Below are 24,805 nucleotides of genomic sequence, written 5' to 3'. Positions count from 1 at the left end.
CGCCCTGCACCTCCTCGGCAAGGTGCGGGAACGCCAGGGAGAATTCGAGGCGGCTTTGGCCCTGCAGCTGGGGAGCTGGCGCGAAGACCCCTCCCTGGGTTGGAACGCCTTCGCCGCCGCCGAGTTGCTGCGCCGTGACGGCCGTTGGGGCGAGGCGGCTGCCGCCTTCCGTGCGGCCCAGGAGGTGCTTCCCGATGAACGCTGGATCGCTCTCCAGGCCAGGGAAGCGGAAGGACTCGGGGTGTTCGCAGGCGAAAGGCTCGCCGGCGGGCTCAGCGCGGCGGCCTACCGGATCTGGTGCCGAAGCTTCGAGCCGGTTCTGTCGCCGCCGGCGGCCCAGGGGTCCGGCGGCGATCGGGCCGTTCGGGAGGCCTGGCACCTCGATTGTTCCCCGGAGGCCGTGCTGCACCCGGGAGCCCTCGACTGGCTGGCCGGCTGGCTGGCGGCCCAGCCCGATCGCGCCGACCTGCTCTACCCCGACGAAGACCAGCTGGATGGCGAGGGCCGGCGCCATGACCCCTGGTTCAAGCCGGGCTGGGTGAGCGAGAGCTTCTGGAGCACCCCCTGGCTGGGCAGCTGCGCCTTCTGGCGCCGCGACTGGCTGCACCAGCAGGGGTTGTCCCCCTACCGCCCGGGGCCGATCCCCTGGAGCGCTGGCGCTGGCAGCTGGCCGCCCTGGAGCGCCGCCCCCGCATCGCCCACCTCGATCGGGTGCTGGTGCACCTCAAGCAGGGCCCGGCCCAAGACCCGGCCCCCTATGCCACCGCCTTGGCCGATCACCTGGGCCGCTGCGGTGAGGGACCAGTGCACGTGGAGCCAGGCCCTGCCACCGGTTTTCGCCTCACTTGGCCTGTGCCCCGCGCCCTCCGCCTCAGCGTGGTGGTGCTCACCCGGGACCGCCCCGATCTGCTGGAGCAGTGCCTCCATGGCGTCGAGGCCAGCAAGGGGGGACTCGATCTGGAGTGGCTCGTGGTCGACAACGGCTCCCGCCTGGAGGCCACCGCCGCCCTGCTGCGCCACTGGCGCCAGCGGCCCGGCAGTCGCTTTCGCGTGCGTTCCCTTGATCAGCCCTTCAACTGGAGCCTGCTCAACAACCGCGCCGCCGCCGAGGCTAGTGGTGAGCTGCTGCTGTTCCTCAACAACGACGTGTTGGTGCCTGCCGGGGTCGATCAAGACTGGTTGAAAATTTTGGCGGGCCAGGCCCTGCGCCCGGCCATCGGCTGCGTCGGTGCCCGCCTGCTCTATCCCGATGGCACGATCCAGCACGCCGGCCTGCTGCCCCTGATGGGCGCAGGCTGTGAGCATCCCTACCGGGGGTTGCCGCTGGAGCGCGCTCCCCACCGCGGTCGGCTCCATCAGCTCACGGGCTGGCCGGCGGTCACCGGCGCCTGCCTGATGCTGCGCCGGGGGCTCTTTCAGGCGGTCGGCGGATTCGATCCGGCGCTGCCGGTCGAGGGCAACGACGTGGATTTCTGTCTGCGGCTCGGGCGAGCGGGCTACCGGCACGTGGTCTGCCCGGAGGCCACGCTGCTGCACCTTGAGGCCGCCAGCCGCTCCCTCTCCACCAGTGCCACCTGGGCCCCAGCCCAGTCGCGGTTGATGCGCCGTTGGCCCGGGGCCATGGCCAGCGCAAGCCCCTGGTGGCCGGAGGCCTCAAGCCTTGAAACCACCGATGGCCGGCCCAGGGAACTGGCCGGCCGGGGCTGGTCCTAGCCGCCTGGCTGTCCCTCGAGGCCATCGAGGAACAGGCGGAACTGTTCGGTTGCCAGGGCCAGTTCCTGGAGTGGGGCCAGCGGCCCATCGAGCCCAGGCGGCGGGCCATCGGGCCAGAGGCTGAGGGCCGCGGCCTGGCGTTCCGCCCGTTGGGCCCGGGCCTCCACGCCCTCCAGCGCCCGCCGGAACAACGTGGTGTTCCCAGGATCCTGGGCCTCTTGCAGGGCCAGGGCCCGCTCGAAGGCCGCCTTGGCGGCGGTGGTTTCCCCTGGGCCAAATGCAGCTGGCCGATCTCGAACCAGCACCAGGGGAAGGCCGGAGCGAGCTCCGCGCAGCGTTGCTGGGCCTGCAGCGCCTCCGTCCGCCGGCCCGTCTGCGCGAGGACACGCCCGTGAATGTGGTGGCTGTAGGCGAAGTCGCTGCGCCCCTGAACCGCCCGGGTGCTCAGGGCGAGGGCTTGGCGCAGATCCCCCAGCTCCAGGCAGGCCTTTCCAGCTAGGTAGCAGACGTGGGTCTCGATGGGCGCACCACGGCTGAGCCTCGGCAGTTGCTCCAACATGATCTGCTGGAGTTCCTGCCAATTTCCCTCGCCCTCCAGCAGACTGCCGAGGGTCCTCAGTAGCCGTTCATCTCCGGGCAGAGCCCGTAGCCCCTCGATCAGGGTCTGCTTCTGCACCGCAAGGGGACGAGGGCAGGCCCATTGTCCCGCCAGGCGCCGGGAGCTGACAACCAACCACGAAGTGACGGCCAAGGTGACCAGCGTTGATCAGCCCCTGGTGCCCCTCTCGGTCCAGGGTCTTTGGATCTATGGCTTGCCTGGCAGCCGCCTGGGCCTGCGGCGCTCCGCCGGTGCTCCAGCTCTCGACTCGCTCGCCCGCGGCCTTCACGACAACGAGACTTGGCGGGCCTGGATCTTCTATGGGCCGCCGGACCAGGCCCTCGCTGAGCTGTCCGATGGGGGCCCTGCCTCAGCCCCGGGAGCCGATCCCCTGGCCGATTGGCTGGAGCAGATGGATCTGGCCGTGCAGATCAAGCGACGGGCCCGGGAGCGCTTGCAGCTGGTGAACCTGGGCCACTCCACCTCGGCTTTGGAGGAGGCCCTGCGTCGGGAGCTGCCCGAGCTGGAGCAGGGCGTGCGTCGCCGTCGCTCCACCCGGGTGAGCAGCCTGCCCGCGGATGTGCTGCGGGCCACCACCTTGGCCCTGCTGCAGCTCAGGCCAGCCCTGCTCAACGGTTACCTCGACCTGGAGAGCTGGGCCGACCGCTACGGGCACGAGGGCGATGGGGACCGGTGGCGGGAGGCGTTCGATGGCACGGAACTGCTGCAGGCCCTGCACCGCTGGGACAGCCACCATGGGGCCCTCGGTGATCGGGATTCACGACTGGTGGGCCTGGAGCGCCAACTGAGCCGGGATCAGGAGGAACGCGACCTGCTGCTGGCCCACTTGCATCAGCTGGAGTTGGAACTGGACCATTACGTGGAGGAGCACGAACGCCTGGTCGATCTGGTGGCCAAGGTCGAGGCGCAGCTGGATCGGGCCCGGCGGTTGCTGGAGCAGGGGCGGTTCGCACGGCCTGCGGGCGGAAGGCCGTGAAGCCGGTGGCAGGGCGTGAACCCCTCTGGCTCCAGCGGGCCCAGGAGGCCAGGCGCCAGGCCGACCGCTTCGCTGCGGCCATGGCCTACCTGGATGGACTGGCCGAGGTCCCCACGGATCAGCGCCCCCTGAACGGTCTCTATTTCCTGGGCCTGGATCTGGAGGAACGGCGCCGGATCCTTCCCCGGCTGCAGGAGCTGTTGGCGCTGGCGCCTGAGCGGCCGCTGGCCCGCTTTCTGCTGGCCCACTGGCTCCACGATCTGGGGGAGCGGGAGCGCTCGCTCTCCATTAGCCGGGAGGTGGCCCGCACCGGCCTCGCTCCCCATCGCCTACGCCCCGACTCGGCCGTGGGAGCCGGCGGACAGCCGGATGCCCTGATCATCGGCGCCCCGAAATCCGCCACCACATCCCTGGCGGCCTACCTCTGCGGCCATCCCGCCATCTGGGTGCACCCCCTCAAGGAGCTGCATTTTTTCGACAATCACTGGGAACGGGGAGAGGAGTGGTACCGGGCCCAGTTTCCATCGCTGCGGCGAACCGGCTCCATCGTTCGCCTCGAAGCCACCCCCGACTACCTGCAGACACCGGAGGCCCCGGCCCGGGTGCAGAGCCTGCTGCCCGAGGTCCGCCTGATCGTGGTGTTGCGGGAACCGCTCGCGCGGGCGATCAGCTGGATCGGCCACATGCGCACCCAGGTGGGACTGGAGGGGGAGACGGAGGCGCTGCTGCGCCAGGAGATGGAAAACCTGGAGGCCCTTGATCCGGCCGAGCGTGCCCAACTGGGTTGGTTCTTTCCCAATGCCCTCAGTGGCAGCCTCTACGCCGATCAACTGGGTCGTTGGCGGAAGCATGTGCCGGCCGAGCGGATCCTGTTGTTGAGCTTCGAGGCGCTGGTGCTCAACCCCGAGCCCGTGCTGCGCCGCGTTCTGGCTTTTCTCGATCAGGATCCAGCGGGTCTTCCCCCGGGCGCACCTATGTGGCCTACAACCGTGGACGCGAGCAGCTCCACCCGATCGATCCCAACCTGGCCCGTCGTTGCAGGGATGGGGTGCTGGCGGAGGCGATGGAGCTCTGGCTGGAGCTCTGAGGTTGCGAGTTGGCTCCATTATATTTCTATGAAGCCGGTGCTCGTCGTACACGTCTGCTTCTGTCGCCCCCTCTGCCAGGAAAGATGACGCCACTCCATTCCTACCACTTTTCCACCATGGGACCCCGGTAGAAGAAGCGAAGCGACCGCATAAGTCCTAATAACATTATAGGAACTCATTGAGTGTAAAGCCCACAGATCGCCAAAGTTGTGATGGTCTCGTGCAATGCCATGAATGGCGAGTGATAGCAGGTGGCTAGAGCTGCATGAAGGAATAGCACTTAGCCAAGAAATGAAAACAACATATTTATGTGGAAATGGCATTCAAACACGCCTCCTTTCTCGGTTATGTAGTCGAACACATCAGCATCATTTTCCCTGCTCCCTTCAACAAGAATATATGAAACGGGAATTTCCCAGTCATAAGACTTCAGCACTTCTAGTTCGTGACCTTCAACATCCAACGAAAGGAGGCCAAATGATGGAATTCGTGAACGTCTAACAATGCCGCCAAGTGACTGCGTAGGCAATATAATCTCCTGTAAATCGTTTTCAATTTGATCAGCAAGCCAATCATTTTCGGCGGTCTGAAGATTCATCCATTGCTTTTCGTGAGACTCTTTCTGAGTGCTCTTGACTGCGGAAACGCATTGCAGGTCTGGATTGTTAAAAAACCTAAACTTTACCTCTCCTTCCTCCGATCCAACGATGCTATTGACGAGCATATTACCAGGCCTATTCAGTTTTAGCTTTTCAAATGCGCTTGGAATGGGCTCAATCAATATGCCCGACCAACCGTGCTCATCTTCGAGTGTTTTAGTGTTTGAATATCTAATACCATCAATGGCGCCCAACTCTATATAAAACTTAGGTATCCCGGGGCGAGATAGAAAATTATCAATCAAAAACTTATCTTCGCCAAATTGCGAATAATACATTTTACTTATCCCGTGAGAATCAATTTATTTCTAACTTTAGCATTATTCGCCTTGGCTCGTCAAGCCACCCATCCCAGGAAGTATTGTTTAGCCCCCTGGTGCCATCATCTCAAGCTTGACTGCCTCACTGTAGGGGCCTCTCCAGGCGCTGCTGCGCGTTTCCTCCATCACTTCTGCTCCCAATCGATCGCCTTAAATAATCGTTTGTGCATTATGCTCAGCGCCATCGAGAATGGGGTATCGAATTTGGTTTAAGCTTGACTCTGCTAATAGTTAAGATGCATGTAAGGGCACCAAGTCTGGGAGAGCCGCCGGGGCATCACTGGGTAGGCCGTAGGAGTAGTTGGTGGTGAAGGAGGTCAGAATCAAAGGAACTGCCGCCAGAAGCTTCGCACTGGCCTGAAGATCGAGGAGGGGCTGCGCTGCTCACTGGATTGGCGCTGATACGTTTTGAATCAAGGGGCTGGGTGATGAACGCAAGGCTTCCTTGCGTGGAGATTCGTGAGGAATGTGATCTGAGCAATTCGGCGATGACCAAGGCGGCCATTAAGCATGCGAATGGGCAGTGGTGATCTAAGACCAATTGCTTGAGAGCCACAGCCTGTTGTTCCAACTGCTCACGTTGCCGACCGGATGGAGGGTGTGAGCAGGGCTTGGCAGTTTTGCTTGAGAAGGTGGATGGCCTCTACCCCAAGTTCCCCTTTGCGGAGTTGCTGGCCGACGCTGGTATGCCGACGGCCACTGATACGGGCCGTGCATCAGGGTTACGGTGGGCCTGCATTGAGGCGCGGGCGGCCGATAGCCTGCCGGCTGGTGGGCGTTTAAGTCGATGGGGCGCGAAACCCTATGGAGGCTGTTGGTGACGCTCAATCAAGGAGGGCGAGTACCTTATCAATCGGGATGATGCTGCGCTCCGGATCGGTTGGATCGGTCTCGCATCCCACGTTTCTCCAGTCGAGGCCAGCGGCTTTACAAGTTAGTTCCAGGGCTCGCCAGCAGCCGCAGGCTGGTCGGATCTCCACAACCCTGGCGCTCTCCTGACCGAGCAGGGCATTGAACAGGCCTGCACCGTGAATGCCCACAAATCCTCGTGCGCCAGCCACAAGCACTTGGAGCTGACGAATGTCGTGACGGCCGGGGTCAATGATCAGAACACCAGCGTTGCTGAGTTGCTCGATCAGCTGGGGGTAGTTGCTGAAAAAGCGACCCTGGGGAGCCTCCGTGGCAACGCCGAGATCGCGGCTGAAGCACACCCAGTGGTCGCGCCATAGTGCTGCCGGATCGGGTGCGAGCCTCTTTCGAAGGGACTGGAGCCCATCGCGAAGGTCGTCTACCGCAAGCCACCAATGGTCATCTGGCTGGGCCAGAAAGCCGATGCCACCATTGAAGGCCAGTGGCTGTAGGGTCAGCTTCTCCACTTGGAGGCGCTGGGCTGGAGGCCTTGGCTGCCAGGCGTCGTCGAGCATCAGCTCCCGGAGGATCCGGAGGTTGGGATACCGCTCAGGGCTGCCGAGCACCTGCAAATTTGGCCAGCGTTGGCGTAACCTCCGGATTGCCATCATCTGGGGCAACAGATCATGGAAGAAATGGCCCAGGTTGCGATGGGCCACGATGTCGTTGAGCACACACCAGCGTCCAGCAAGATGCTGTTGGGGCGTGCCCTGCTTGTCCACCAGGGCCAACCCACCACCTTCGTCGCAGAGGTTATATCCCGCCATGGAGCTCATCCAGTTGGCACTGCTCCATTGCGGAGGCAGATATTGCAAGCAATCACAAAGCCAGCCTTCCTTTGTGATTACACCCACAGGCAGCACTATGGCATCTCGCTCCTCACGCCAGCCGATGCGATAGGTGTGCAACTTGAAATCCCAATTTAGAGGATTGACTGCGGGCCTTAGAGGCAGCTGATCGTCGGTTGGAAAGTCGTGGAGGGGATTTAGGAACGCGTACGGGATCGGGTCGCTTGCGGAGAGGGGCTGGATTGTGTGGTTATGGGCTTTCTGGGCTCCGAGCCTGGATGAAGCGTCGCTGGCAGTGAGAAGGTCTCCTGCCAGAAGGGCCTTGGGATGGTTGGTGTTAACTTCGAGGATCCATGGATGTTGCTCGTAGAACGCAATCGATTCCTCCAACTGCTTCTCGATCGGCAGCGGTTCACCCTGGCGCTGGCCCCAGCTATCGGCCCAGGCATCCAGCCCGAGGGCCTGTCGCACCCAGGGATGCACCGGGATCCTGAGGGCACCAAGGTGCTCGGCTGCATCAAAGAGATTTTCGCTAAGTTCGTGGGGCAGTCCCAGGATCTGCAGAAGCTGGCGCAGCAGCTTATCCAGGGTTGCCTGAGTTGGGTGATTGATCGTGTGGGCGATAGGAAGGCGCCTGTGGTTGTTGCTGATCCAGTCAGAGATGGAGAGGTCGCAGTCGTTTTCCCGTTTTGCCAACTCCGCCAAAGAATGATGGTGATGGGCGCGAAGCTGATCCAGCACGGCGACCGGGCAGGCTGAATCGAGCAGAAGCTCAAGCGGCAGATCGTCGCGAGCGGCCACCATGGCCAGGAAGTCGTGATAGGGGCCGAGGGGTGATTCCTCTTCCAACCTAGAAAGACGACCATCCGGATCCTGGGCGTAGCCGATCCAGGGGTGATGCCCTTCGTAATGCAGGTTGGGCAGCACCACGCTGCGGGCCGATGGGGGTAGCAGGCTTGCCAGGGTGACTGAATCCAGACCGATGTCGTTTCGGTAACCCGGTTGCACGCGGTGCATCACCAGGAGATCGGTATCATTGAGCCGTTGATGCAAATGGGCCACATCTTCGGCCGTGGCGATGTGCACCGAAGGAGTGGCGTAGATGCGGGCCTGGGGTAGGGCCTGCATCAAGCCAAGCGTCAGCGGGTGGGCTTGGCAGTTGCCCACCACCACCAGACGGATCTCATTGCCCTCTACTGCTGGAGCAGCGGAGCGGATGCCCTGTTCCAAGTCCAGGCTCAAGTTGCTGATCCATGGCATCGGCTCAGGAAGGAGCTCTTGGAGGCGCTGCAGCAGGGCAATTCCCCGCAGACTACGTTCACGACTCATGGGCTGGCCCTGCTGCTGCAGGGCGTGGATCCAGAGGGCCCCATAACGGCAGCATTGCTCTTCAAACACCGACACCCAGTCGGGGATGTCGAGACTGTGACCGCTGAGGTTTTGCATGGCCTGCAGCAGATCGGCCCCGGCAATGGCCAAGGCAACAGGCTTTTCGCTGTCGCCGAGTTCGAGCATGCGGCTGTGGCAGGCGATAGCCGTGCTGAGCAGCTCTGAGCGATGGCTGGGCTCTTGCTGCTCCTTTACTTCTCGGGCCAGTAACGCCTGGGCAAGTAGCAGCAGCGGTTCATCTGCTTCCTGGCTCATAGCCCTGCAGGGGTGCTACACATTTGTTCAAGGAAGTCGCCATAGAAAGCCCAGCTTAAGCATCCAAAAGGTAAGTTTGCCCTCAACGGAAATTCAACGTTGAATAGCACAGCTTTCCCGTTCAGCGGTCGGGGCTCGGAGCAACTCATTACGAAAAAGCTGCGTCTGAATCCTTGACATCGGCCTGAATTCGATTCTAATTGATATAGAGATAGACTGCAATGATCACCCCCTCATGCTGGGATTTTAGATGCAGCAGCCATCGCGCCCCGGTGACGACTGGATTGAGGAGGCTCTGGCCGCACTGGCCAGTCTGACCCCAGGCATGGAAGGCGAGGTGGGCCAGCAGCAGGCCGCGATCTGTCTGTTGCAGGCCCGCCGCGACGGCAGGGACGATCAGGAGCTGGAACGGATCATTCAGGGCTTTGCCATCGAGCAATTGGAACGGGCGCTGAACGACCTCAGTCGTTGATCTGCCGCCAGAGCTGCAGGCTGGCCAGGCCGCGGAACACCGCCCCATCGATCGCTGAGCGCCGTTCGCTGGTCAAGGCCTCTTCGTCGGCCAGGCAGCGGCAGGCCTCCAGGAGTTCCTGAAGCTGGTCCGGATCGGCGAGCTCACCCTCCTGGCTCAGCTCTTCCACGCTCAGGATCAGCCGTTCGCGGATGCTGGGCAGCACCCAGTCCCGGGCTTCAGGCAGCAATGCATGCAGCCGCTGCAGCAGGGAAAGGGCTCGAAGGCGCGCTTGGGGACCCTTCCTTCTCATCCAGGTGAGGGCCCCGTAGCGGCAGAGGTGCTCGGCCATCAACGGCAGAGGATCGGGCCGCTCGAAGGGCAGTTGCTCAAAGCGGCGCATCCAGTTGTCGCTGAGCCAGAGCAACTCAGCGCGCCGCTCGTCGGCCATGACCTCCGGAGCTGGATCAGGCCCGGCTTGATGGACCAGGAACTGGTACAAGCGAGGTGTCAGGTCTGCGAGATGGCCGGCCAGCTCCGCCTCGGACAATTGGCCGACCAGGGACTCCAGACGGCTGAACATCTGTTCCCAGCGGTCCTGATCGATCAGGACATCGTGCTGGCTGAGCTCATGGCGCATCAGGGCCTGCTCGAGGGCCTGGCGCTCCTCATGGGCATCGGCAGGAAGAGAGAGCAGAAGATCCCTCCACAGCACCGCCAGGGCCGCAGCGGGCAGGGGCAGGGAAAGGAGTCGAGGCAGGGAGATCCAGATACCGCTTTGCTTTTTCGCCATCACTTCGTTGCCATCGCGGTCTCCGCGCTCACCGCCGGGGCCATCGGGTCAAGGCTAAGCCGCTCGCAAGGGCAACCAGCCGGGCGGAAGGGGCGGCCGCAGCGACCCTTTGGCGTGCCGCTACTTCCTGATCCAGTCGGTCACCCCCGTGGGCCGATCGATCAGTTCGATGCCGTGGTTGCGCAGCTGGTCGCGCAGGCCATCGGCCCTTGCGTAGTCCTTGGCGGCCTTGGCCGTGCGGCGCTGCTCGATCAGGGCCTTGATCTCGGCCTCCGAGGGGCCACCGGCGGGTTCCGCCGCCGCGGGGGCGCTGGGCTCGGCCACAAGGCCGAGCACTCCGGCGAGCTCCACCAGCAACAGCCATTGGGCGCCCAGGCGCTGGTCGTCGGGGAGGGTCGTTCCCCGTGCTCCAGCCGATGGGCCAGCGAGCGCAGGGGCCGGGCCAGCTCGAACAGCACCGCCAGGGCGCTGGAGCTGTTGAGGTCGTCATCGAGGGCGGCGATGAAGGCGTCGCGCTGGCGCGCCAACTCGGGGCTGGGCTCGGGGTCGGGCTCTGCCTCAGGACCGGCTTCCCAACCGAGGGCGGCTGCGCCGCCCACCGCCAGGGCGGCACCGAGGCCCCTCCAGCCCGTGGCGGCGGCCTCGAGGGCCTCGGCGCTGAAATCCAGTGGTTTGCGGTAGTGGGCCTGGAGCACGAACAACCGCAAGGTCATGGCGCTGACGCCACTGGCAAGCAGGGCGCGGATGGTGGTGAAGTTGCCGAGCGATTTGCTCATCTTCTGGCCGCCCACATTGACCATGCCGTTGTGCAGCCAGATCTGGGCCAGGGGTTTCCCTGTGGCGGCCTCCGACTGGGCGATCTCGTTCTCGTGGTGGGGAAAGATCAGATCGGCGCCGCCGAGGTGGATGTCGATCGATTCACCGAGCTCCGCGCGCACCATCGCCGAGCACTCGATGTGCCAGCCGGGCCGCCCAGGGCCCCAGGGGAGGGGAAGCTGGGCTCGCCTGGTTTGGCGCCTTTCCAGAGGGCGAAATCGAAGGGGTGGTGCTTGCGCGCTTCCTGGGCTCCGCTGACGCGGCCGGAGGCGTTGTCTTGCTGGGCGTTCAGGTCGCGGCCGGAGAGCTTCCCGTAGCCCGCGGCCTTGGTGACGGCGAAATAGACGTCGCCATCGGCGGAGTAGGCCGCTCCTTTGGCCTCCAGTTCGCCGATCAGCGCGCGGATGCCATCGAGGCAGCGGGTGGCCCGGGGCATGCGGTCGGGCGGAAGGATATTGAGGGCCGCCATGTCCGCTTGGAAGGCGGCGATGTTGCGCTCGCTCACCGCCTCCATCGAGCTGCCTTCCTCAGCTGCGCGCTGGAGGATCTTGTCGTCGATGTCGGTGACGTTCTGCACGAAGGTCACGGCGTAGCCGCGCCAGATCAGGTAACGCCGGAGCACATCCCAGACGATGTAGCTGCGGGCGTGGCCCAGGTGGCAGAGGTCGTAGACGGTGACGCCGCAGCAGTAGATCGAGACCTTGCCCGGCACCAGCGGCACCAACGGCTCCGTGCGCCGGGTCAGGGTGTTGGTGAGCCGCAGGGTCAAGGGGGAGCGCTCGGCATGGGAAACGGTGGGCCGATCGCAGCAAGCTAGGGCCTGGCCTGGGTTGGATTCGGCACCTATCGTTCCAACGACTTGATTGCCCTGCCTGAAGCGCCCGTGACCCAGCCGTTTCCGCGAACGCTGGTGGCGCTCACGCTGATGCTTGGGAGCCTGACGTTGCTGGCGGCGCCGGGCCGCGCCCACCCCCAGGCCGGCCTTACCGCCAGCCCCCGAGCCAGCGGTGGTGGGCTGTTGTGGGAGCTCGAGCCCGCCGCTCCGCCGAGTGCCCCTACCAGCGGCACGGCCTCCAGCAGCCCCCCACCGCCGCGCCGACACCGATGGCCTTGGTGTGGGAGCGGGAGCCGGAGTTCATCGCCAACCTGGCCGACCAGGCGCCCGCCACCAAGCCCGAGGGCAAGCCCGAAATCAAGCCTGCCCCCCAGCGCCTGGTGGGGGTTCCGATCGAGGAGCCCTTCCCTCCCCCAACCTTGGCGGCGCCTTGCCCACGGCCTACATCGCCAACTGGGGCGATTACTTCATCGGTCTCTCGGGGGCCACCCCAGGCAATCTCCGCGCCGGTCGGTTGGATGGGGCGATGAACATGGGCCTGGGCCTGGGGGATGCCTACCGGCTCGTCGCGGTGGAGCTGAACTGGAACATCGGCAGCGTCAAGAACTTCAACTTCAACGGCGGCTTTGATTTGTCGGTGAGCCGCATGCTGGTGAGCGAACCGCGGCTGCAGGTGCTGGCGGCGGGAGGCACCCAGGGGCTTTATCAATACGGCAATGAGGCCAAGCCGTCGTCCAACCTCTATGGGGTGATCACGATGGCCACACCGCTGCGGACCCCCAACCCCTACTTCAACCAGGTGTTGCAGTGGAGCGTGGGCGTTGGCGGCAACAACTTCGCCGCGCTTGATGAGAACTTCGAGGGCGCGACGACGGCCTTCTTCACGGCCCTGGGGCTGGAGATCACGAGCAATGTGGGCCTGTCGCTGGGCTACAGCGGCCGGGGCACCAACCTCAACCTCTCGTACACGCCCCTGCGGGATCTCCCGTTCACGGTGAATGTGCTGGCGGCGGATGTGTTCAACCAATCGCCGTTTGGAAGGGTGGGGGTGCTGAGTGTGAGCTGGGGCGACACCTTCCGCACTGGACTGTTCTAGACCTCGGTGGTTCGATCTAGATTTGGCTGGATCAGGCTCAGTTTCCGTCCATGGCCCGCCCCGCGATTCCCTTTCTGCTGCTGATTGCTTTAGTGGCTTTGCCTGTGGTCCCCCTGATCAGCGCTGAGCCGGCGGTGGCCCAGAACAATGGCCAAGCCAAGGGCAACCCCGGCGGCGGCAACAACGGCAAGGGCCCCAACCCGTCGCGGGGCAATGCCGGCAAGAACTCCGGCAACAACACCAGCTCAGGTGGGGTGCGCTTCGCTCCCCTTCGCCGGCAACTGAACCTCTCGCCGGCTCTTTGCTCATGGCCTGATCCAGCCAACGACCGCATACTGGCGGAGAGGTCAACCAGGCTGATCGTTCGTTGATGGCCGAGAGTGTTCCGACCAACCAGCCCCGAGCCGCAGCTGCCGGGCTGAGCGGGATCCTGCTGGTGGCTCTTGTGGGCTCCTGGCTGCCCCCGGCCCAGGCCACGCCCGGGGCAATGCCGCTGCAAGCGCCCAGCCGCTCGCCCCAGCTCCAGGAAGACGCCTACATCCTTGGCCCCGGCGATGGACTGGCGCTCAAGTTCCTGGGCGGGGATGCCAAGGATCCGCTCTCGGGGCCGGTGGAGATCCTCAGCGACGGCACCGTGTCGCTGCCGCTTCTGGGCAGCGTGCGCCTGATCGGCCTGACCCTTTCCCAGGCGACCCTCTGGTTGCAGGCGCTCTACAGACGCCAGCTGCTGCGCCCGGAACTTCAACTGAGCCTGATCCGGCCGCGGCCCCTGCGGGTGGCCCTAGTTGGGGAGGTGGAGCGGCCGGGGGTGTACACGCTCACCAGCTCGGAAACCTCGAACACCGAAGCCAAGGTGACGATCAGCGGTCTGCCCACATTGGTGGATGCGATCCAGAAGGCGGGCGGGATCACCCAGGAGGCCGATCTACGCCAGGTGGTGTTGCGCCGGCGGCTACCGGGTGAGGTGGTGGCCTACCGGCGCACCCGGGTGAACCTGCTGGCGTTGGTGCAGGACGGCGACCAGGTGCAGAACCCGCTGCTGTTCGATGGCGACACGATCAAGATCGAAAAGGCCACCGAGCCCGTGATCGAAGCCACCGAGCTGGCCGCCACCACCCTGGCGCCACGCCAGATCAGTGTGAACATCGTGGGTGAGGTGGAGCGGCCCGGCCTGGTGCCCCTGGCAGCGAACACACCGCTGGTGCAGGCGGTGCTGGCGGCGGGGGGCGCCAAGAGCTGGCGAGCGAACACCAACCGTGTGCAACTGGTGCGGATCAACCGCAACGGCAGCGTCACCCGGCAGGCCTTCGCCCTGGATCTGAACTCGCCGGTTTCGGAGAACCGCAACCCGCCCCTGCGCGATCGCGACACGGTGGTGGTGGGCCGCACCAACTACGCCAAGCTCAGTGATGCGATTTCGGCGGTGGGCACGCCGCTCACCGGGTTGGTGAACGTGCTCACGCTGCTGCAGCTGGCGCGCAACAGCTACAACGACTCCGCCAACCCTTAGGCCATGTCCGTTCGATCGCGGTTTCGGATCGACTGGGTGCTGAGGGATGAACTGGCCCTCGGGCCGGCACCCCAGAAGGAGGAGCACCTGGAACTGCTGGAGCGCGAAGGGGTGCGGGCGGTGCTGAGCCTGTGTGATGCCCCTGAGTTGCCGATGCCTCAGGCGTTGGCGGAGCGTTTCCTCTGGGCGCGGCAGGTGCTGCCCGACCACCGCAGCGGCCGCAACCCCACGCGCGCGGAGCTGGAGGCGGCTTTGGCGGAGCTGGCCCGGTTGCGCCACGAGGCCCAGGGGCCGGTATTTGTGCACTGCGTGGCCTCAATGGAGCGCTCACCACTCGTGTGCCTGGCCTGGCTGATGCGCGAGCGGGGCATGAAACGCCTGCAGGCGCTCGATTACCTGATGCAGCTGCACCCCGGCACCAACCCGTTACCCGGGCAGCTGGGGCTTCTGGAGTGAATGCGCTTCGCCGCGCTGCATCGGCGCGCACCTGCCTTGACCGGTGGCTGCCCTTACGTTGCACTGCGCAGGCGTGACGTTGGAGCCCGGCTCACGTTCGCAGGCCAGATCAAGGAATCGTTGTGCCTGCATGGCTTCCGTTGGCCCAGTTCAAAGCCCTTGAGCGCGGCGCTGAATTCCGCTAAAGTAAGGAATCCTTACTGAGTGGGGTGGGCTTTGGTCCTGGCTAAGCGCACGAGCAAGAACCAGCTCACTTTGCCCAAGGCGGTGGTGGAGGCCGCCGGCCTCGCCGATTACTACGACGTGGTCTGCGAGGGCCAACGCATCGTGCTGACACCGGTGCACCTGGATCGAGCCCGGGCGGTTCGAGAGCGCCTCGAAGCCTTGGGCCTCAGTGAAGCCGATTTGGCCGAAGCGGTGGACTGGTCGCGGGGTGTGTGAGGGTCGTTCTCGACACGAACGTGCTGGTGTCGGCCCTGCTGTTTCAACAGGGTCGCCTGGGATGGATGCGTCAGGCCTGGCAGAGCGCTGTGCTGGTGCCAGTGGTCTCGAAGACCACGACCGCTGAGCTGCTGCGGGTGCTGACCTATCCCAAGTTTCGGCTCGCGGAGGTCGATCGCCAGCTTCTTCTTGAAGATGTGCTGCCCTTCGTGGAGGTCGTAGCAGGTGACATCTCCGCCGCACCGGCTGCTTGGCGCGTGCGTGATCCCGATGATCAGAACTTCCTTGATCTGGCCTTGGTGGCCAGGGTTGAGGCACTGGTCACTGGCGATCAGGACCTGCTCGCCATCAAGGAGTTGGTGAGCGGCTTGTCCATCCTTACGCCAGCCTTGCTGGAGGAACAGCTGAGCGGCGAGCTTCGCCAGCGCTGATAGCGTGATAGCAGTTGGGGGGTGCGGATGGCTCAATTGCTGGTGCGCAACCTTGATCCGGCGGTGAAGGAGGCGCTGCGGCGCCGGGCCCGTCGCCATGGCCGCAGCATGGAGGAGGAGGCACGCCTGATCCTGCGCCAGGTGATCGATCAGGAGCCGCTTTCGGAGGATCAGAGGGGGCCGGGCACCCGGATGGTGGCCTTGTTTGCTGAGGCGGAGTTGGATCAACCGATCGGCGAATGGAGGGGCCAGGAGGCCACGCCCGCACGCTTCGTGGGCTGAGTGGGCCCGTGATCCTGCTCGACACCAACGTGGTTTCGGCCGTGATGCAGCGCCGGCCGGATCCAGCTGTTCAGCAGTGGCTGGATGGGCAAGCCCTGGAGGAGCTGTGGTTGCCGGCTGTGGTGGTGTTCGAGTTGCGCTACGGCCTTGCGATCCTGCCGGAATCCCAGCGCCAGCGAAGACTGATGCTGGGGCTCGATCAGCTGTTGCAGTTGATCCAGGAGCGCATTGCACCCCTTGACGGTTTGGCGTCCCAGAAGGCAGCGCTGCTGGCGGCGGAGCGCAAGGCCAAGGGGCGTCCGGTGGACCTGCGCGACACGCTGATCGCCGGCATCGCCATGGCCCGCGGCGCGCGGCTGGCGACCCGCAACACCCGCCACTTCGATGACACCACGATCAGCCTGATCAATCCCTTCGAGCCATGAACCCAGCTGATCCAAAGCACCGACGGCAACGGCGCCTGCTCACCTGACCACCCCCTTTCCCGTCCCCCCGCTTGAAACGCCTGCCCCGAAAACTGCTCAGCCCACTCCTGGGCCCGCTCCTGGGGCCGTTCCTGAACCAGGAGCCGGCGGCGCAGCTGATCCGGGAGACGGCGCGCCAGCAGTGGAAGCTGCTGGCGGTGAACCTGCTCAGCAGCCTGCTGGAGAGTGTCAGCGAGGGGGCCACCTTGGGGGTGATCTTCCTGGTGGTGGAGCTGCTCTCGAACGCTCGCGCCCCCACGGCGGTCAACTGGGCGAGCAAGCCCCTGATCCCCTGGATTCCGGGGGCGCCCGAGTGGCTGGCGGCCCAGCCCACCACGCCGCTGTTTCTGGGACTGCTGGCCCTGGCGGTGCTGCTGCAGCTGATTCAGAGCCTCACGCGCTATGCGGGGGCAGTGAGCGTCGGCTACTTCGCCGCCCGTTGCAAGGCCCAGGTGACGGCAAGGATCCACAGCCAGATCCTGAGCCTGAGCTACCCCTGCGCCAGCAGCTACCGGGTGGGGGATCTCACCGACTACGCCGGCACCGGGCCGGACGCGATCCGCAGCCAGATCGAGGCCGCCAGCCAGATCCTGATCACGCTGCTGCTGATCGCGATCTATCTGGGGATCCTGGTGGGCCTCTCCCCTGGCTGCTGCTGGCGGCGGGGCTGCTGGGGGCGCTGATCAGCTCGGTGCAGCGCTTGCTGCTGCCGCGCTTGCGCTTCGGGGCCGAGCGACTGAGTGGCCTGCAGGCCGAGATCGCGGCCAGAATCACCGAAGACATCCAGGGCCTGCGGCTGCTGCACAGCAGCGGCCAGCGCCAGAGCGCCGATCGGGCGCTGCGATCGCGCATGGGTGAACTGGAGGCCAGCCTGCGGCGCCAGAGCCGACTGCTGAATGTGATCGGCCCGTTCAGCAGCTTCCTGCCGATCGCGGCGATCGCGGTGATGGGGGGCCTCAGCCTGCTGGTGTTCGGCTCGAAGACCTCCGGGGTGCTGCCGAGCCTGGTGACCTTCGTGTTGGCCTTGCAGCGCCTGAACGTACGCTTTTCAGGGCTGGCGGGCCTGTTCAATGGCCTGGCCGACAACAGCGGCCGGCTCGGACGGCTGAATGCGATCCTCAGCCCCGGCGGCAAGAGCTTCGTTCGCGAGGGCGGGGTGCCCTTTGGGGGCCTGGAGCGGGAGATCCGCCTCGAGCAGGTGCAGCTGCACTACGGAGGCGAGGGGCCGGCGGCCTTGAACGGCCTCGATCTGGTGATTGCCAAGGGGGCCACCGTGGCCCTGGTGGGGCCGAGCGGGGCGGGCAAGAGCTCGATCGCCGATCTGCTTGTGGGGCTCTATGAACCGAGCCGCGGGCGGGTGCTGATCGATGGGCTGGACCTGCGCACCCTGGAACTGAACAGCTGGCAGCAACGGCTGGGGGTGGTGAGCCAGGACACCTTTCTGTTCAACATCTCCCTGGCCGGCAACATCGCCTTCGGCTGCCCCTGGGCCACGCGCGCGCAGATCGAGGCGGCGGCGGCGGTGGCGAACGCGGCCGGCTTCATCAACGACTTACCCGAGGGCTACGACACGATCGTGGGGGAGCGCGGCTTCCGGCTCAGCGGCGGCCAGCGCCAGCGCATTGCCCTGGCCCGGGCGATCCTGCGCCGGCCGGAGTTGCTGATCCTCGATGAGGCCACAAGTGCGCTCGATTCCGAGAGCGAGCGGCTGGTGCAGGATGCGCTCGAAGCGCTCGATGGCCGCATCACCAAGCTTGTGATCGCCCACCGCCTCGGCACCGTGAAGCAGGCCGATGTGATTGTGGTGATGGAGGCAGGGCGGATCGTGGAGCAGGGCAGCCACAGGGAACTGAGCGCCCGGGAGGGGAGCTTGTATCAGCAGCTATGGCTCAATCAGGTGGGGGCCGGGGTGGATGACTGATCCAGCTTCATGCCGCCCCTGGCGGCTCCCACAACACCATCCCTGCCCTGGCGATGTGCTCCAACAGGGTGGGGTGGTCGATCAGATGCAGGAGTTGCAGATCGATCCGCCAGGGCAGCAGCAGATCATCGAGTTCAGCGCCAAGCTGCAGCAGCTCGCCCAGCCCCAGGGCCGGGGCCTGAAGGCACAGGTCGATGTCGGATCCGGAGCGGTGCCGGCCCAGCGCCCGTGACCCGTAGAGAATCACTCGCTGCACCGCTGGATGGAGGTGGATCCTCTCCAGCACCAGGGTTGTGGCCTCCACCGGAAGCCCAGGGATGCCGGTTTCAATCGGTTCTAGGGATGCTGTCAACGCTGCCTGGCCCGCTTCGCCATCTCATCATGCAGAGCCTGCAGCTCCAACCCATACGCTTCCACAATCAGGCCTGCGATCTCTTGAGCCAGGGAGGGGTTGTAGGTGTGGCTGGTGAGATTGCGGCTGCGGATCATCGCCATCCACACGTTTTCGCAGCCCGGTCTGAGCAGATCCCTCACCACGGCTTCCCGCACCGCATCCCGCGAACCGCTGATCCCGCTCACGCCCTGATCCACCAGAAAATCCTTCAACAGCTGCCAGCTCAGTTCATGGCTGAATTCGAAAGCTTGGATCAACCCCTGCTCCTCCAGCTCATTGAGAGGGCGAGAGCGGGCCGTGGCGATAGCCCGTTGCAGAGTGGCAAGGGCGCGACCGTAGTTGTCAAGCCGTTGCAGCCAGCGCACATCCGCTTCCGCCATGGCTGCAGCTGTTCCAAACACCTGGGTGAGTCTGGCCCACGCCGCAGAGCCATTCAGAGCGCTTTCGCTACGTTGTACCCACGGCAGACCTGGGGCGATGACTCTCACCACCAGCCCAGCCACCAGCCTCTCGTTTGATGCCCTAATAGCCTGCTTCTGTTCCAGCTGCAGCGCTTTGCTGGAGAGGCGGGCGGCTGGAAGGTGTTCGACAGCTCGGGAGGCTTCCGCCTGCCTGATGGCCCCGTGCTCAGCCCCGATGCCTCTGTGATTCGTCTGGAACGGTGGCAAGCTCTGAGCCCCGAGCAGCGCCGGGGCTTTCCGCCCCTCTGCCCCGATCTGGTGGTGGAACTGGCCAGCCCCAGCGATCAGGGCCCCCGCGGCAACAGCGCCCTGCGGCGCAAGCTCACCACCTACCAGGCCAACGGCGCCCAGCTGGGTTGGTTGTTGCTGCCCGAGGAGCAGTTGGTGGAGATCTGGCCAGCCCATGGTGAGAGGCAGCGACTGGAGGGTGCGTGTGAACTTGATGGTGGCGATGGGCTGCCGGGGCTTCGCTTGAACCTCGCGGAGATCTGGCAGGCCTGAACGACGTCAGCGACGCTGTCACCGATCGGGTGGTGGCGGATACCCAGGCCTAGGAGTTTGTTGCCAATTGAGCAGCGAACCCCTGGCCACAGCGGATCGACCCCTGAGCTGAATAGCTGAGACTCCGTCCTTCTGCTGTCCGGGCCCCATCGATGGGCCTCAGTCAGCCGCTGCTACACCGGCCAACGCTTCTGCTGCCACTCATCCCGATGCTGCCACCAGCGCCTGTTGCTGTGATCGCCTGAACCTGAACAACTTGAGCAGGTTGTGGGTGGCAGCGATCAGATGCCACTCGTTGTTCACCTTCTCCAGACCCCGCAGCAGGAATCGGCGTAGGCCCCGGGCTTCTTTGATCTGCCCATTTACCGGCTCCACGATCGCCTTGCGCTGGGCGTAGATCTTGGCGCCCTTCTTGCTTCTGAGCTTGCGGGCCATGCGGGTTTTTGCATCGGCGTCTCTGGCTAAAGGTCCTCGCTTGGGCGGTGGCGGCTGGCCGTGTGGCAGGCGGCCGGTGGCGATGTATCCATCAATGCCCTGATCGGTGCAGGCGTTGGCGTTTGCCTCGCTCCAGTAGCCCGCATCCATCGTCATCACCGTGGGCAGTGCACCGGCGCTGGCGGCGATGCGCTCCAGCATGGGTTCCAGGTGCTCGACGTCCGGCGGTTGGCTGCTCACCCCGAGCGCCACGATCACCTGGTGGTCGCTGTCCACCGCCAACTGGCAGTTGTAGCCCTGCAGATAGGACCCACCTGACTGCATCAGATGACTCTGGGGATCGGTGAAGTTGCGCTGGGCCTTGGTGGTTGGGGTGCCGTCGGCTTTCCGGGCCAGACCACGGTGTGGCATCGCGTCAGCAGCAAGTGGCTCCAGATCCGGCGGCTCCACGCCAGCGACCTCGGCGGCCTTGATCGCAGCCTCCCGGGCAGCCTTGGCCTTTGCTGCTGCCGCCTCGGCTTTCTTGTTCAGCTCGGCCTGCTCTGCTGGCGATGCCTCCGCGTCCTGCGCGGCAGTGGCTTGGGCCCTGGCCGCTTCTGCCTCCTCGTGCCGCTGACGCGCTGCAGCAGCAGCGGTCTCCGCTTCCATCTCCTTGCGGGCCTGACGGATCCTGGCCAGCCGATCCTGCCGCCGCCGCAGTTCGTCGGGCAGGTCGCTGCCGCGGTTGCTCTTGCCGTAGCGACGATCCTCCTGGGCATCAAGGATCTCGGCCTTGCGCATCAAGGCATTGATCTCCTGCTGCAGCTGCTTCTCCGCCCTGAGCATGCGCTCGTGGCTCATGGCTTTGTGCTTGGAGGCATTGGCCTGAATCTTGGTGCCATCAAGGGCCACATGGCCGAGGCTCACCATGCCGGCCTTCTGGCACAGGCGCAGGATCTGAACAAATAGACCCCTCAGGGCATCGAGGTTGCGGCGCCGGAATTCGCTGACGCGGCTGTGGTCTGGCTGCTGGTTGCCCGTCAGCACCCGGAAGGCCAGGTCCTCGTAGCAGGCCCGCTCGATCTTGCGGGAGGAGACGATGCCCACGCAGTACGCGTAAAGCAGCAACATCGTCATCATCCTGGGGTCAAACCCTTTCTCCCCACGTGGATCTTTGCTCTGAGCGGGGATCAGGACCTGTGATAGATCCAGCTCATCCACCAGATCAAGCAGGAAATACACCTGGTGATCATCCGAGAGCCAATCACTCGGTGATGGCGGCAGCAGGGTGGTCTGCTCCGGCTGCCAGGGGCGGAAGGACTTGGGCTTCTGCATGCCCCATTCTGGTGGCCAGACCCATTGCTGTCACTGGGATCTGGGCAGATTTATGGGCGTCTGTGGAGAGCTCGGCCGCTGATCTACGCGCAACAGGCTCCTAGGCGCAGGCTGATGGCAGGAGCGGTGATCGGGTTGCTGGAGTGGTTGGATCAATCCGCACCGTGAGCCCCCGGGCTGCCTTTTGAATCCCCGACATGCAGAACGCATGCAGTTGGCGTAAGCTTATGGATCAAGTGATGCCCGGCCAACCTCCATGGCCTCCCTGCAGATTCGCGATCTTCCCGAGCCCTTGCATCAGCTCCTGCAGCGTCGGGCCCGGCAGCACAATCGCAGCCTGAGCCAGCAGGCTCTCACGGATCTTGAGGAGGCCTGCGGTGGGGATGCGCTGCAACGACGGCTGGAGGCCTTGGAGCGCATCTCCCGTCGCTGGAGTGAGCGGCCCTCGATTGAGTGGCCCCGTTCGCCGGAAGCCTTGATTCGTGAGGACCGCGAGCGCTGATGGCCCCAGCTTGTGTGATCGATGCTTCAGCGGTTGTGAGAATCATCACGGCCCACCCGGAAGCTCAGGTGTGCATCGAAGCGTTGGCCACCGCCTCCCTCGTGATCGCGCCGGAACTAATGCTTACTGAAGTGAGCAATGTGCTGTGGAAGCTGCAACGGGCTCAGGCTCTTGGGGGCATCGATCCCCAAGATCTGCTTCACGATGCCCGTGACCTGATCAATCATGTGGAGCCTGATCGCGTGCTTCAGGCCGAGGCCCTGGCGTTGGCCTGTCATCTGGATCATCCCGTGTATGACTGTCTCTATCTCGCCCTGGCACGGCGGGAAGCCGCCGTGCTGCTCACGGCTGATCGTCGTCTCCAACGCCTGGCCGAGCAAGTGCTTCCTTGAACCATGGTGGACCTGCCAACCATTCCGCAGGCTCCCCTGAAGCGACGTGATCAACCTTGAGCTCCATTCCCTGAGCCACTGGCGGTGAATCCAGCTGCCGCACGACTTTCGAGCTGGCTGAATCAATAGGACCCCATTAGCGTGATTTGATGCCCATTTCCACCCGTTCCACCTTCGCGAAGCTCCGCGAGGGTGTCCAGGAACGCTTTGAGGTGGCGCTCAGGGAGCGGGTACAGGCGAGCCTGGAGGCCACCCCACTGGAGCCCGGAGGGGGCGTCGAGGTCTTGCTGTTTGGCTCGAGGGCCCGTGGTGACTGGGACGGTTGTTCCGACACCGATCTGCTGGTGGTGGCTGATACCCAGGTGCAGGCTGATGGCGTGGCGGATGCCCTGCTGGACGCAGGGCTCGGTGCCGATGTGATCGCCCTCAGCCGCGGGCGCTGGCAGGCCATGGCCAGGGGCGATTCGCCCCATTGGCGCAGGATCTTCCGGGAGGCCCGTCCGTTGGTGGTCCACAGACCATGAACGCTCGCCCCCAGGCCTGGCTAAGTCAGGCGAACAATGATCTGGCGATGGCCCGTCTGGCCACGGACAACGGATTTCACGCCCAGGCCTGTTACTTCGCCGCCCAGGCGGCGGAGAAAGCACTCAAGGGTGCCCTGTTGGAACTGGGACGGGAGCCGCCGCATACTCATGTGCTTCCTGATCTGGTGGCGGCGCTTCGGGATCAGGGTGTGGACGTGGACGAGCTGGTGGAGTTACCCCTGAAAGCGCTCACGCGGATGACGATCACCAGCCGCAACCCGATCGACGCAACGCCGCCATCGGAGCTGTTCGAGAGCAGCGATGCGGTTCAGGCCCTGGCAACGGCAGGGGCGGTGATTGCGTTGCTGGAGCGGTTGGATCAACCCGCACCCTGACCGCCCGGAGTGGGGTGAGGTTGTTTCTGTTTTCGGTACTGATTACATCTGACCTGCGGTTCGCCACAGGCCCATGGAGTCACCGGTGTGGTTGTTGTCCAACCCTTTCCAGTGGCAGCCGATCGAAAACCGGCATCGATGCCGAACTCACGGATGGGTGGGCTTGGTGATCTCCCTTCTTGGCCCGTTGCCTAGGTGTGCTCGCCGATCTGGTGGAGCGGCATGGGGATGTGCAGCTTGGATTGAGCCGGCTCACCTGGCTTGAATGCCGCGTGGGTTTGATGCCTTCTTTGCAAGGCCTGATCTGCATTGGGTGGAACTCACCCGTTCGGTGGTGGAAGCCGCGACTGAGCTGAGGTTGAGCTACGGCCTGCGCACACCCGACGCCCTGCAGGCAGCCTGCTGTCAGCTGCTGGGACGAAACCAGGCATGGATGCTCACAGGAGATGCGGCGTTCCAGAGGCTGGAGGGGCTTGAGGTGCGGCTGCTGGCTTAATGGTGCCACGCTCTGCCGTGCCCATGGATCGACCCCGCGATCTGAGGCCTTCACCGTTCGTGAGCCAGGTTGGCGATCACAGAGAGGATGTCGAGATACGCTGCCTGATCGGCGCCGGCAGGCAGCGTCGCAGTCTTGCTGGAGCGATCCAAGTCAACCTCGCTACGCTGAAATCCTCAGCCGGCCTTCGGCGATGACGTTCACCACCAGCCCAGCCACCAGCCTCTCGTTTGATGCCCCGGCTCCGCTGCGGTTGCCTGCTGATCTGCCACTCACGCCTGAGCAGTTCGCGCTGGTGTGCTCCGAAAACCGTGAGGCGGTGCTGGAGCTGGCCGCCGATGGCCGCGTGATCTCGATGACCCCGACAGGAAGCGAAACCGGCGCCCGAAACTCCCGGCTGGTGATGCGCCTGCTCCTCTGGGCCGATCAGCACGGCGGCTGGAAGGTGTTCGACAGCTGTGCAGGCTTCCTCCTTCCCGATGGTTCGGTGCTCAGCCCCGACGCTTCCATGGTGCGCACGGAGCGCTGGGAGTCGCTCACCCCAAAGCAGCGCCGTGGCTTCGCGCCCCTCTGCCCCGATCTGGTGGTGGAGCTGGCCAGCCCCAGCGATCAGGGTCCCCGTGGCATCAGCGCCCTGCGGCGCAAGCTGGCCGCCTACCAGGCCAACGGCGCCCAGCTGGGCTGGTTGCTGCTACCCGAGGAGCAGGCCGTGGAGATCTGGCCAGCCCATGGTGAGATGCAGCGACTGGAGGGTGCCAGAGAACTTGATGGTGGCGATGGGCTGCCGGGGCTTCGCTTGAACCTCGCGGAGATCTGGCAGGCCTGAAGGACGGCAGCGCCGCCCCCACGTGCTCGAGGGCATCGCCCGCCGTCTAGATAGGCTAGATCGATCAGCTAGCCAGTCAGGTCCCCGTGAACCGTCCCGTCTGGACGCTCCAGGACGCCAAGAACCGTTTCAGTGCCGTCGTGGAGGCCGCCCTGGCTGGCACACCCCAGATGGTCACGCGCCGAGGGCGCCTGGTCAGTGTGGTGATCTCAGCCGATGCGTTCGAGCGGCTGAGCCGCCTGGAACAGGCGATGGCCCCCTCCTTGCCCGCCCTGCTGATGGAGATCCCCCAGGACGATGAAGCCTTTGAGCGGCTGGAGATCAACGCCCGCGAACTGGAATGTTCCTGATCG

Annotated in this window: 29 protein-coding genes and 1 pseudogene; 22 read left to right on the top strand and 8 right to left on the bottom strand. The window is 64.7% G+C overall.

What is annotated here, in order from left to right; translation table 11 throughout:
- Nucleotides 1-711 precede the first annotated feature (711 nt).
- Entirely contained in the window at nt 712-1,713 is a 1,002-nt protein-coding gene (locus tag AAF143_RS15765) for a glycosyltransferase family 2 protein (protein ID WP_414027342.1), read from the top strand.
- Here AAF143_RS15765 and AAF143_RS15760 read toward each other — a convergent pair.
- On the bottom strand, nt 1,710-2,018 hold the full coding sequence (locus tag AAF143_RS15760) for a hypothetical protein (protein WP_414027341.1): 309 nt from the start codon (nt 2,016-2,018) through the stop codon (nt 1,710-1,712). The genes AAF143_RS15765 and AAF143_RS15760 overlap by 4 nt on opposite strands.
- A gap of 447 nt (nt 2,019-2,465) precedes the next feature.
- On the opposite strand from AAF143_RS15760, the gene AAF143_RS15755 reads away from it, so the two are divergent.
- Both AAF143_RS15755 and AAF143_RS15750 read left to right on the top strand, forming a co-directional pair.
- Nucleotides 2,466-3,308, top strand: a complete 843-nt coding sequence (locus tag AAF143_RS15755) for a hypothetical protein (RefSeq protein WP_414027340.1) — start codon at nt 2,466-2,468, stop codon at nt 3,306-3,308.
- Nucleotides 3,305-4,483 (top strand): tetratricopeptide repeat-containing sulfotransferase family protein, encoded by a 1,179-nt coding sequence (locus AAF143_RS15750; RefSeq protein WP_414027339.1) that lies wholly within the window; start codon nt 3,305-3,307, stop codon nt 4,481-4,483. Before AAF143_RS15755 ends, AAF143_RS15750 begins: the two co-directional genes overlap by 4 nt.
- A 193-nt stretch (nt 4,484-4,676) precedes the next feature.
- Here AAF143_RS15750 and AAF143_RS15745 read toward each other — a convergent pair whose 3' ends face one another.
- Both AAF143_RS15745 and AAF143_RS15740 read right to left on the bottom strand, forming a co-directional pair.
- Nucleotides 4,677-5,333, bottom strand: coding sequence for an FkbM family methyltransferase (locus AAF143_RS15745; RefSeq protein WP_255010046.1), 657 nt, complete (start codon nt 5,331-5,333; stop codon nt 4,677-4,679).
- Between the two features lie 866 nt (nt 5,334-6,199).
- Entirely contained in the window at nt 6,200-8,716 is a 2,517-nt protein-coding gene (locus tag AAF143_RS15740; RefSeq protein WP_414027338.1) for a WcbI family polysaccharide biosynthesis putative acetyltransferase, read from the bottom strand.
- A gap of 250 nt (nt 8,717-8,966) precedes the next feature.
- Here AAF143_RS15740 and AAF143_RS15735 point away from each other — a divergent pair, with 250 nt between their 5' ends.
- Nucleotides 8,967-9,188 carry a hypothetical protein gene (locus AAF143_RS15735; RefSeq protein WP_255010048.1) on the top strand — a complete coding sequence of 74 codons (222 nt, stop codon included), beginning with the start codon at nt 8,967-8,969 and terminating at the stop codon, nt 9,186-9,188.
- Here the strand turns inward: AAF143_RS15735 and AAF143_RS15730 are convergent.
- Together AAF143_RS15730 and cysS are read right to left on the bottom strand one after the other, a co-directional pair.
- Complete coding sequence (locus AAF143_RS15730; protein ID WP_255010050.1) at nt 9,178-9,960, bottom strand: hypothetical protein; 783 nt, start codon at nt 9,958-9,960, stop codon at nt 9,178-9,180. The two genes, AAF143_RS15735 and AAF143_RS15730, sit on opposite strands and share 11 nt — an antisense overlap.
- 120 nt (nt 9,961-10,080) lie before the next feature.
- A pseudogene (cysS, locus tag AAF143_RS15725) lies at nt 10,081-11,545 on the bottom strand (cysteine--tRNA ligase).
- A gap of 496 nt (nt 11,546-12,041) precedes the next feature.
- Between cysS and AAF143_RS15720 the strand changes: the two are divergent.
- From AAF143_RS15720 to AAF143_RS15675, 10 genes are all read left to right on the top strand, one after another.
- Nucleotides 12,042-12,707, top strand: coding sequence for a hypothetical protein (locus AAF143_RS15720; RefSeq protein WP_414027337.1), 666 nt, complete (start codon nt 12,042-12,044; stop codon nt 12,705-12,707).
- 50 nt (nt 12,708-12,757) lie between these two features.
- On the top strand, nt 12,758-13,078 hold the full coding sequence (locus tag AAF143_RS15715; protein WP_414027336.1) for a hypothetical protein: 321 nt from the start codon (nt 12,758-12,760) through the stop codon (nt 13,076-13,078).
- A complete protein-coding gene (locus AAF143_RS15710) occupies nt 13,078-14,217 on the top strand; it encodes an SLBB domain-containing protein (protein ID WP_255010058.1) in 1,140 nt (379 codons plus the stop codon). The genes AAF143_RS15715 and AAF143_RS15710 overlap by 1 nt, the downstream gene beginning before the upstream one ends.
- Before the next feature lie 3 nt (nt 14,218-14,220).
- The gene (locus tag AAF143_RS15705; RefSeq protein ID WP_255010059.1) at nt 14,221-14,673 is read left to right on the top strand and encodes a dual specificity protein phosphatase family protein; all 453 of its coding nucleotides are present in this window, start codon (nt 14,221-14,223) and stop codon (nt 14,671-14,673) included.
- Nucleotides 14,674-14,889: 216 nt separating this feature from the next.
- Nucleotides 14,890-15,114, top strand: coding sequence for an AbrB/MazE/SpoVT family DNA-binding domain-containing protein (locus tag AAF143_RS15700; RefSeq protein ID WP_255010062.1), 225 nt, complete (start codon nt 14,890-14,892; stop codon nt 15,112-15,114).
- Complete coding sequence (locus AAF143_RS15695) at nt 15,111-15,545, top strand: putative toxin-antitoxin system toxin component, PIN family (RefSeq protein ID WP_255010064.1); 435 nt, start codon at nt 15,111-15,113, stop codon at nt 15,543-15,545. Before AAF143_RS15700 ends, AAF143_RS15695 begins: the two co-directional genes overlap by 4 nt.
- A 27-nt stretch (nt 15,546-15,572) precedes the next feature.
- The gene (locus AAF143_RS15690; protein ID WP_255010067.1) at nt 15,573-15,827 is read left to right on the top strand and encodes a FitA-like ribbon-helix-helix domain-containing protein; all 255 of its coding nucleotides are present in this window, start codon (nt 15,573-15,575) and stop codon (nt 15,825-15,827) included.
- An 8-nt stretch (nt 15,828-15,835) separates the two neighbouring features.
- Nucleotides 15,836-16,252, top strand: coding sequence for a type II toxin-antitoxin system VapC family toxin (locus AAF143_RS15685; protein ID WP_255010079.1), 417 nt, complete (start codon nt 15,836-15,838; stop codon nt 16,250-16,252).
- 71 nt (nt 16,253-16,323) lie between these two features.
- On the top strand, nt 16,324-16,974 hold the full coding sequence (locus AAF143_RS15680) for a hypothetical protein (protein ID WP_414027335.1): 651 nt from the start codon (nt 16,324-16,326) through the stop codon (nt 16,972-16,974).
- An 8-nt stretch (nt 16,975-16,982) separates the two neighbouring features.
- On the top strand, nt 16,983-18,212 hold the full coding sequence (locus AAF143_RS15675; protein WP_414027334.1) for an ABC transporter ATP-binding protein: 1,230 nt from the start codon (nt 16,983-16,985) through the stop codon (nt 18,210-18,212).
- 7 nt (nt 18,213-18,219) lie between these two features.
- Here the strand turns inward: AAF143_RS15675 and AAF143_RS15670 are convergent, their stop codons facing one another.
- A complete protein-coding gene (locus AAF143_RS15670; protein WP_255010082.1) occupies nt 18,220-18,516 on the bottom strand; it encodes a nucleotidyltransferase domain-containing protein in 297 nt (98 codons plus the stop codon).
- 44 nt (nt 18,517-18,560) lie between these two features.
- On the bottom strand, nt 18,561-18,986 hold the full coding sequence (locus AAF143_RS15665; RefSeq protein ID WP_414027333.1) for a nucleotidyltransferase substrate binding protein: 426 nt from the start codon (nt 18,984-18,986) through the stop codon (nt 18,561-18,563).
- Between the two features lie 150 nt (nt 18,987-19,136).
- Between AAF143_RS15665 and AAF143_RS15660 the strand changes: the two genes are divergently transcribed.
- Entirely contained in the window at nt 19,137-19,568 is a 432-nt protein-coding gene (locus AAF143_RS15660; RefSeq protein ID WP_414027518.1) for a Uma2 family endonuclease, read from the top strand.
- Between the two features lie 201 nt (nt 19,569-19,769).
- Here the strand turns inward: AAF143_RS15660 and AAF143_RS15655 are convergent, their stop codons facing one another.
- On the bottom strand, nt 19,770-21,317 hold the full coding sequence (locus AAF143_RS15655) for an IS1182 family transposase (RefSeq protein WP_414026636.1): 1,548 nt from the start codon (nt 21,315-21,317) through the stop codon (nt 19,770-19,772).
- 256 nt (nt 21,318-21,573) lie between these two features.
- Between AAF143_RS15655 and AAF143_RS15650 the strand changes: the two genes are divergently transcribed.
- The 7 genes from AAF143_RS15650 to AAF143_RS15620 all read left to right on the top strand — a co-directional run bounded on the left by AAF143_RS15650 (nt 21,574) and on the right by AAF143_RS15620 (nt 24,802).
- A complete protein-coding gene (locus AAF143_RS15650) occupies nt 21,574-21,819 on the top strand; it encodes a FitA-like ribbon-helix-helix domain-containing protein (protein WP_255007099.1) in 246 nt (81 codons plus the stop codon).
- A complete protein-coding gene (locus AAF143_RS15645; protein WP_255007098.1) occupies nt 21,819-22,211 on the top strand; it encodes a type II toxin-antitoxin system VapC family toxin in 393 nt (130 codons plus the stop codon). Before AAF143_RS15650 ends, AAF143_RS15645 begins: the two co-directional genes overlap by 1 nt.
- Before the next feature lie 149 nt (nt 22,212-22,360).
- The gene (locus AAF143_RS15640; RefSeq protein ID WP_255007097.1) at nt 22,361-22,735 is read left to right on the top strand and encodes a nucleotidyltransferase domain-containing protein; all 375 of its coding nucleotides are present in this window, start codon (nt 22,361-22,363) and stop codon (nt 22,733-22,735) included.
- On the top strand, nt 22,732-23,130 hold the full coding sequence (locus AAF143_RS15635) for a HEPN domain-containing protein (RefSeq protein ID WP_255007096.1): 399 nt from the start codon (nt 22,732-22,734) through the stop codon (nt 23,128-23,130). The genes AAF143_RS15640 and AAF143_RS15635 overlap by 4 nt, the downstream gene beginning before the upstream one ends.
- 265 nt (nt 23,131-23,395) lie before the next feature.
- On the top strand, nt 23,396-23,626 hold the full coding sequence (locus AAF143_RS15630; RefSeq protein ID WP_255007095.1) for a type II toxin-antitoxin system VapC family toxin: 231 nt from the start codon (nt 23,396-23,398) through the stop codon (nt 23,624-23,626).
- A 193-nt stretch (nt 23,627-23,819) separates the two neighbouring features.
- Nucleotides 23,820-24,452 (top strand): Uma2 family endonuclease, encoded by a 633-nt coding sequence (locus AAF143_RS15625; protein WP_255007094.1) that lies wholly within the window; start codon nt 23,820-23,822, stop codon nt 24,450-24,452.
- Between the two features lie 86 nt (nt 24,453-24,538).
- The gene (locus tag AAF143_RS15620) at nt 24,539-24,802 is read left to right on the top strand and encodes a type II toxin-antitoxin system Phd/YefM family antitoxin (protein WP_255007092.1); all 264 of its coding nucleotides are present in this window, start codon (nt 24,539-24,541) and stop codon (nt 24,800-24,802) included.
- Nucleotides 24,803-24,805: the final 3 nt, after the last annotated feature.

It is taken from the genome of Cyanobium sp. ATX-6F1 (assembly GCF_047395825.1).
In the GTDB taxonomy this organism is placed as follows: domain Bacteria; phylum Cyanobacteriota; class Cyanobacteriia; order PCC-6307; family Cyanobiaceae; genus ATX-6F1.
The sequence above is the reverse complement of the archived record's forward strand: the minus strand, read 5'-3'. Positions and strand labels throughout refer to the sequence as shown.

What these genes read in the sequence shown, in the direction of transcription:
- AAF143_RS15745 (WP_255010046.1), bottom strand. Translation starts at nt 5,333, where the DNA reads ATGTATTATTCGCAATTTGGCGAAGATAAGTTTTTGATTGATAATTTT.
- AAF143_RS15740 (WP_414027338.1), bottom strand. Translation starts at nt 8,716, where the DNA reads ATGAGCCAGGAAGCAGATGAACCGCTGCTGCTACTTGCCCAGGCGTTA.
- AAF143_RS15735 (WP_255010048.1), top strand. Translation starts at nt 8,967, where the DNA reads ATGCAGCAGCCATCGCGCCCCGGTGACGACTGGATTGAGGAGGCTCTG.
- AAF143_RS15730 (WP_255010050.1), bottom strand. Translation starts at nt 9,960, where the DNA reads ATGGCGAAAAAGCAAAGCGGTATCTGGATCTCCCTGCCTCGACTCCTT.
- AAF143_RS15715 (WP_414027336.1), top strand. Translation starts at nt 12,758, where the DNA reads ATGGCCCGCCCCGCGATTCCCTTTCTGCTGCTGATTGCTTTAGTGGCT.
- AAF143_RS15710 (WP_255010058.1), top strand. Translation starts at nt 13,078, where the DNA reads ATGGCCGAGAGTGTTCCGACCAACCAGCCCCGAGCCGCAGCTGCCGGG.
- AAF143_RS15705 (WP_255010059.1), top strand. Translation starts at nt 14,221, where the DNA reads ATGTCCGTTCGATCGCGGTTTCGGATCGACTGGGTGCTGAGGGATGAA.
- AAF143_RS15690 (WP_255010067.1), top strand. Translation starts at nt 15,573, where the DNA reads ATGGCTCAATTGCTGGTGCGCAACCTTGATCCGGCGGTGAAGGAGGCG.
- AAF143_RS15665 (WP_414027333.1), bottom strand. Translation starts at nt 18,986, where the DNA reads ATGGCGGAAGCGGATGTGCGCTGGCTGCAACGGCTTGACAACTACGGT.
- AAF143_RS15655 (WP_414026636.1), bottom strand. Translation starts at nt 21,317, where the DNA reads ATGCAGAAGCCCAAGTCCTTCCGCCCCTGGCAGCCGGAGCAGACCACC.
- AAF143_RS15650 (WP_255007099.1), top strand. Translation starts at nt 21,574, where the DNA reads ATGGCCTCCCTGCAGATTCGCGATCTTCCCGAGCCCTTGCATCAGCTC.
- AAF143_RS15645 (WP_255007098.1), top strand. Translation starts at nt 21,819, where the DNA reads ATGGCCCCAGCTTGTGTGATCGATGCTTCAGCGGTTGTGAGAATCATC.
- AAF143_RS15640 (WP_255007097.1), top strand. Translation starts at nt 22,361, where the DNA reads ATGCCCATTTCCACCCGTTCCACCTTCGCGAAGCTCCGCGAGGGTGTC.
- AAF143_RS15635 (WP_255007096.1), top strand. Translation starts at nt 22,732, where the DNA reads ATGAACGCTCGCCCCCAGGCCTGGCTAAGTCAGGCGAACAATGATCTG.
- AAF143_RS15630 (WP_255007095.1), top strand. Translation starts at nt 23,396, where the DNA reads ATGCCGCGTGGGTTTGATGCCTTCTTTGCAAGGCCTGATCTGCATTGG.
- AAF143_RS15625 (WP_255007094.1), top strand. Translation starts at nt 23,820, where the DNA reads ATGACGTTCACCACCAGCCCAGCCACCAGCCTCTCGTTTGATGCCCCG.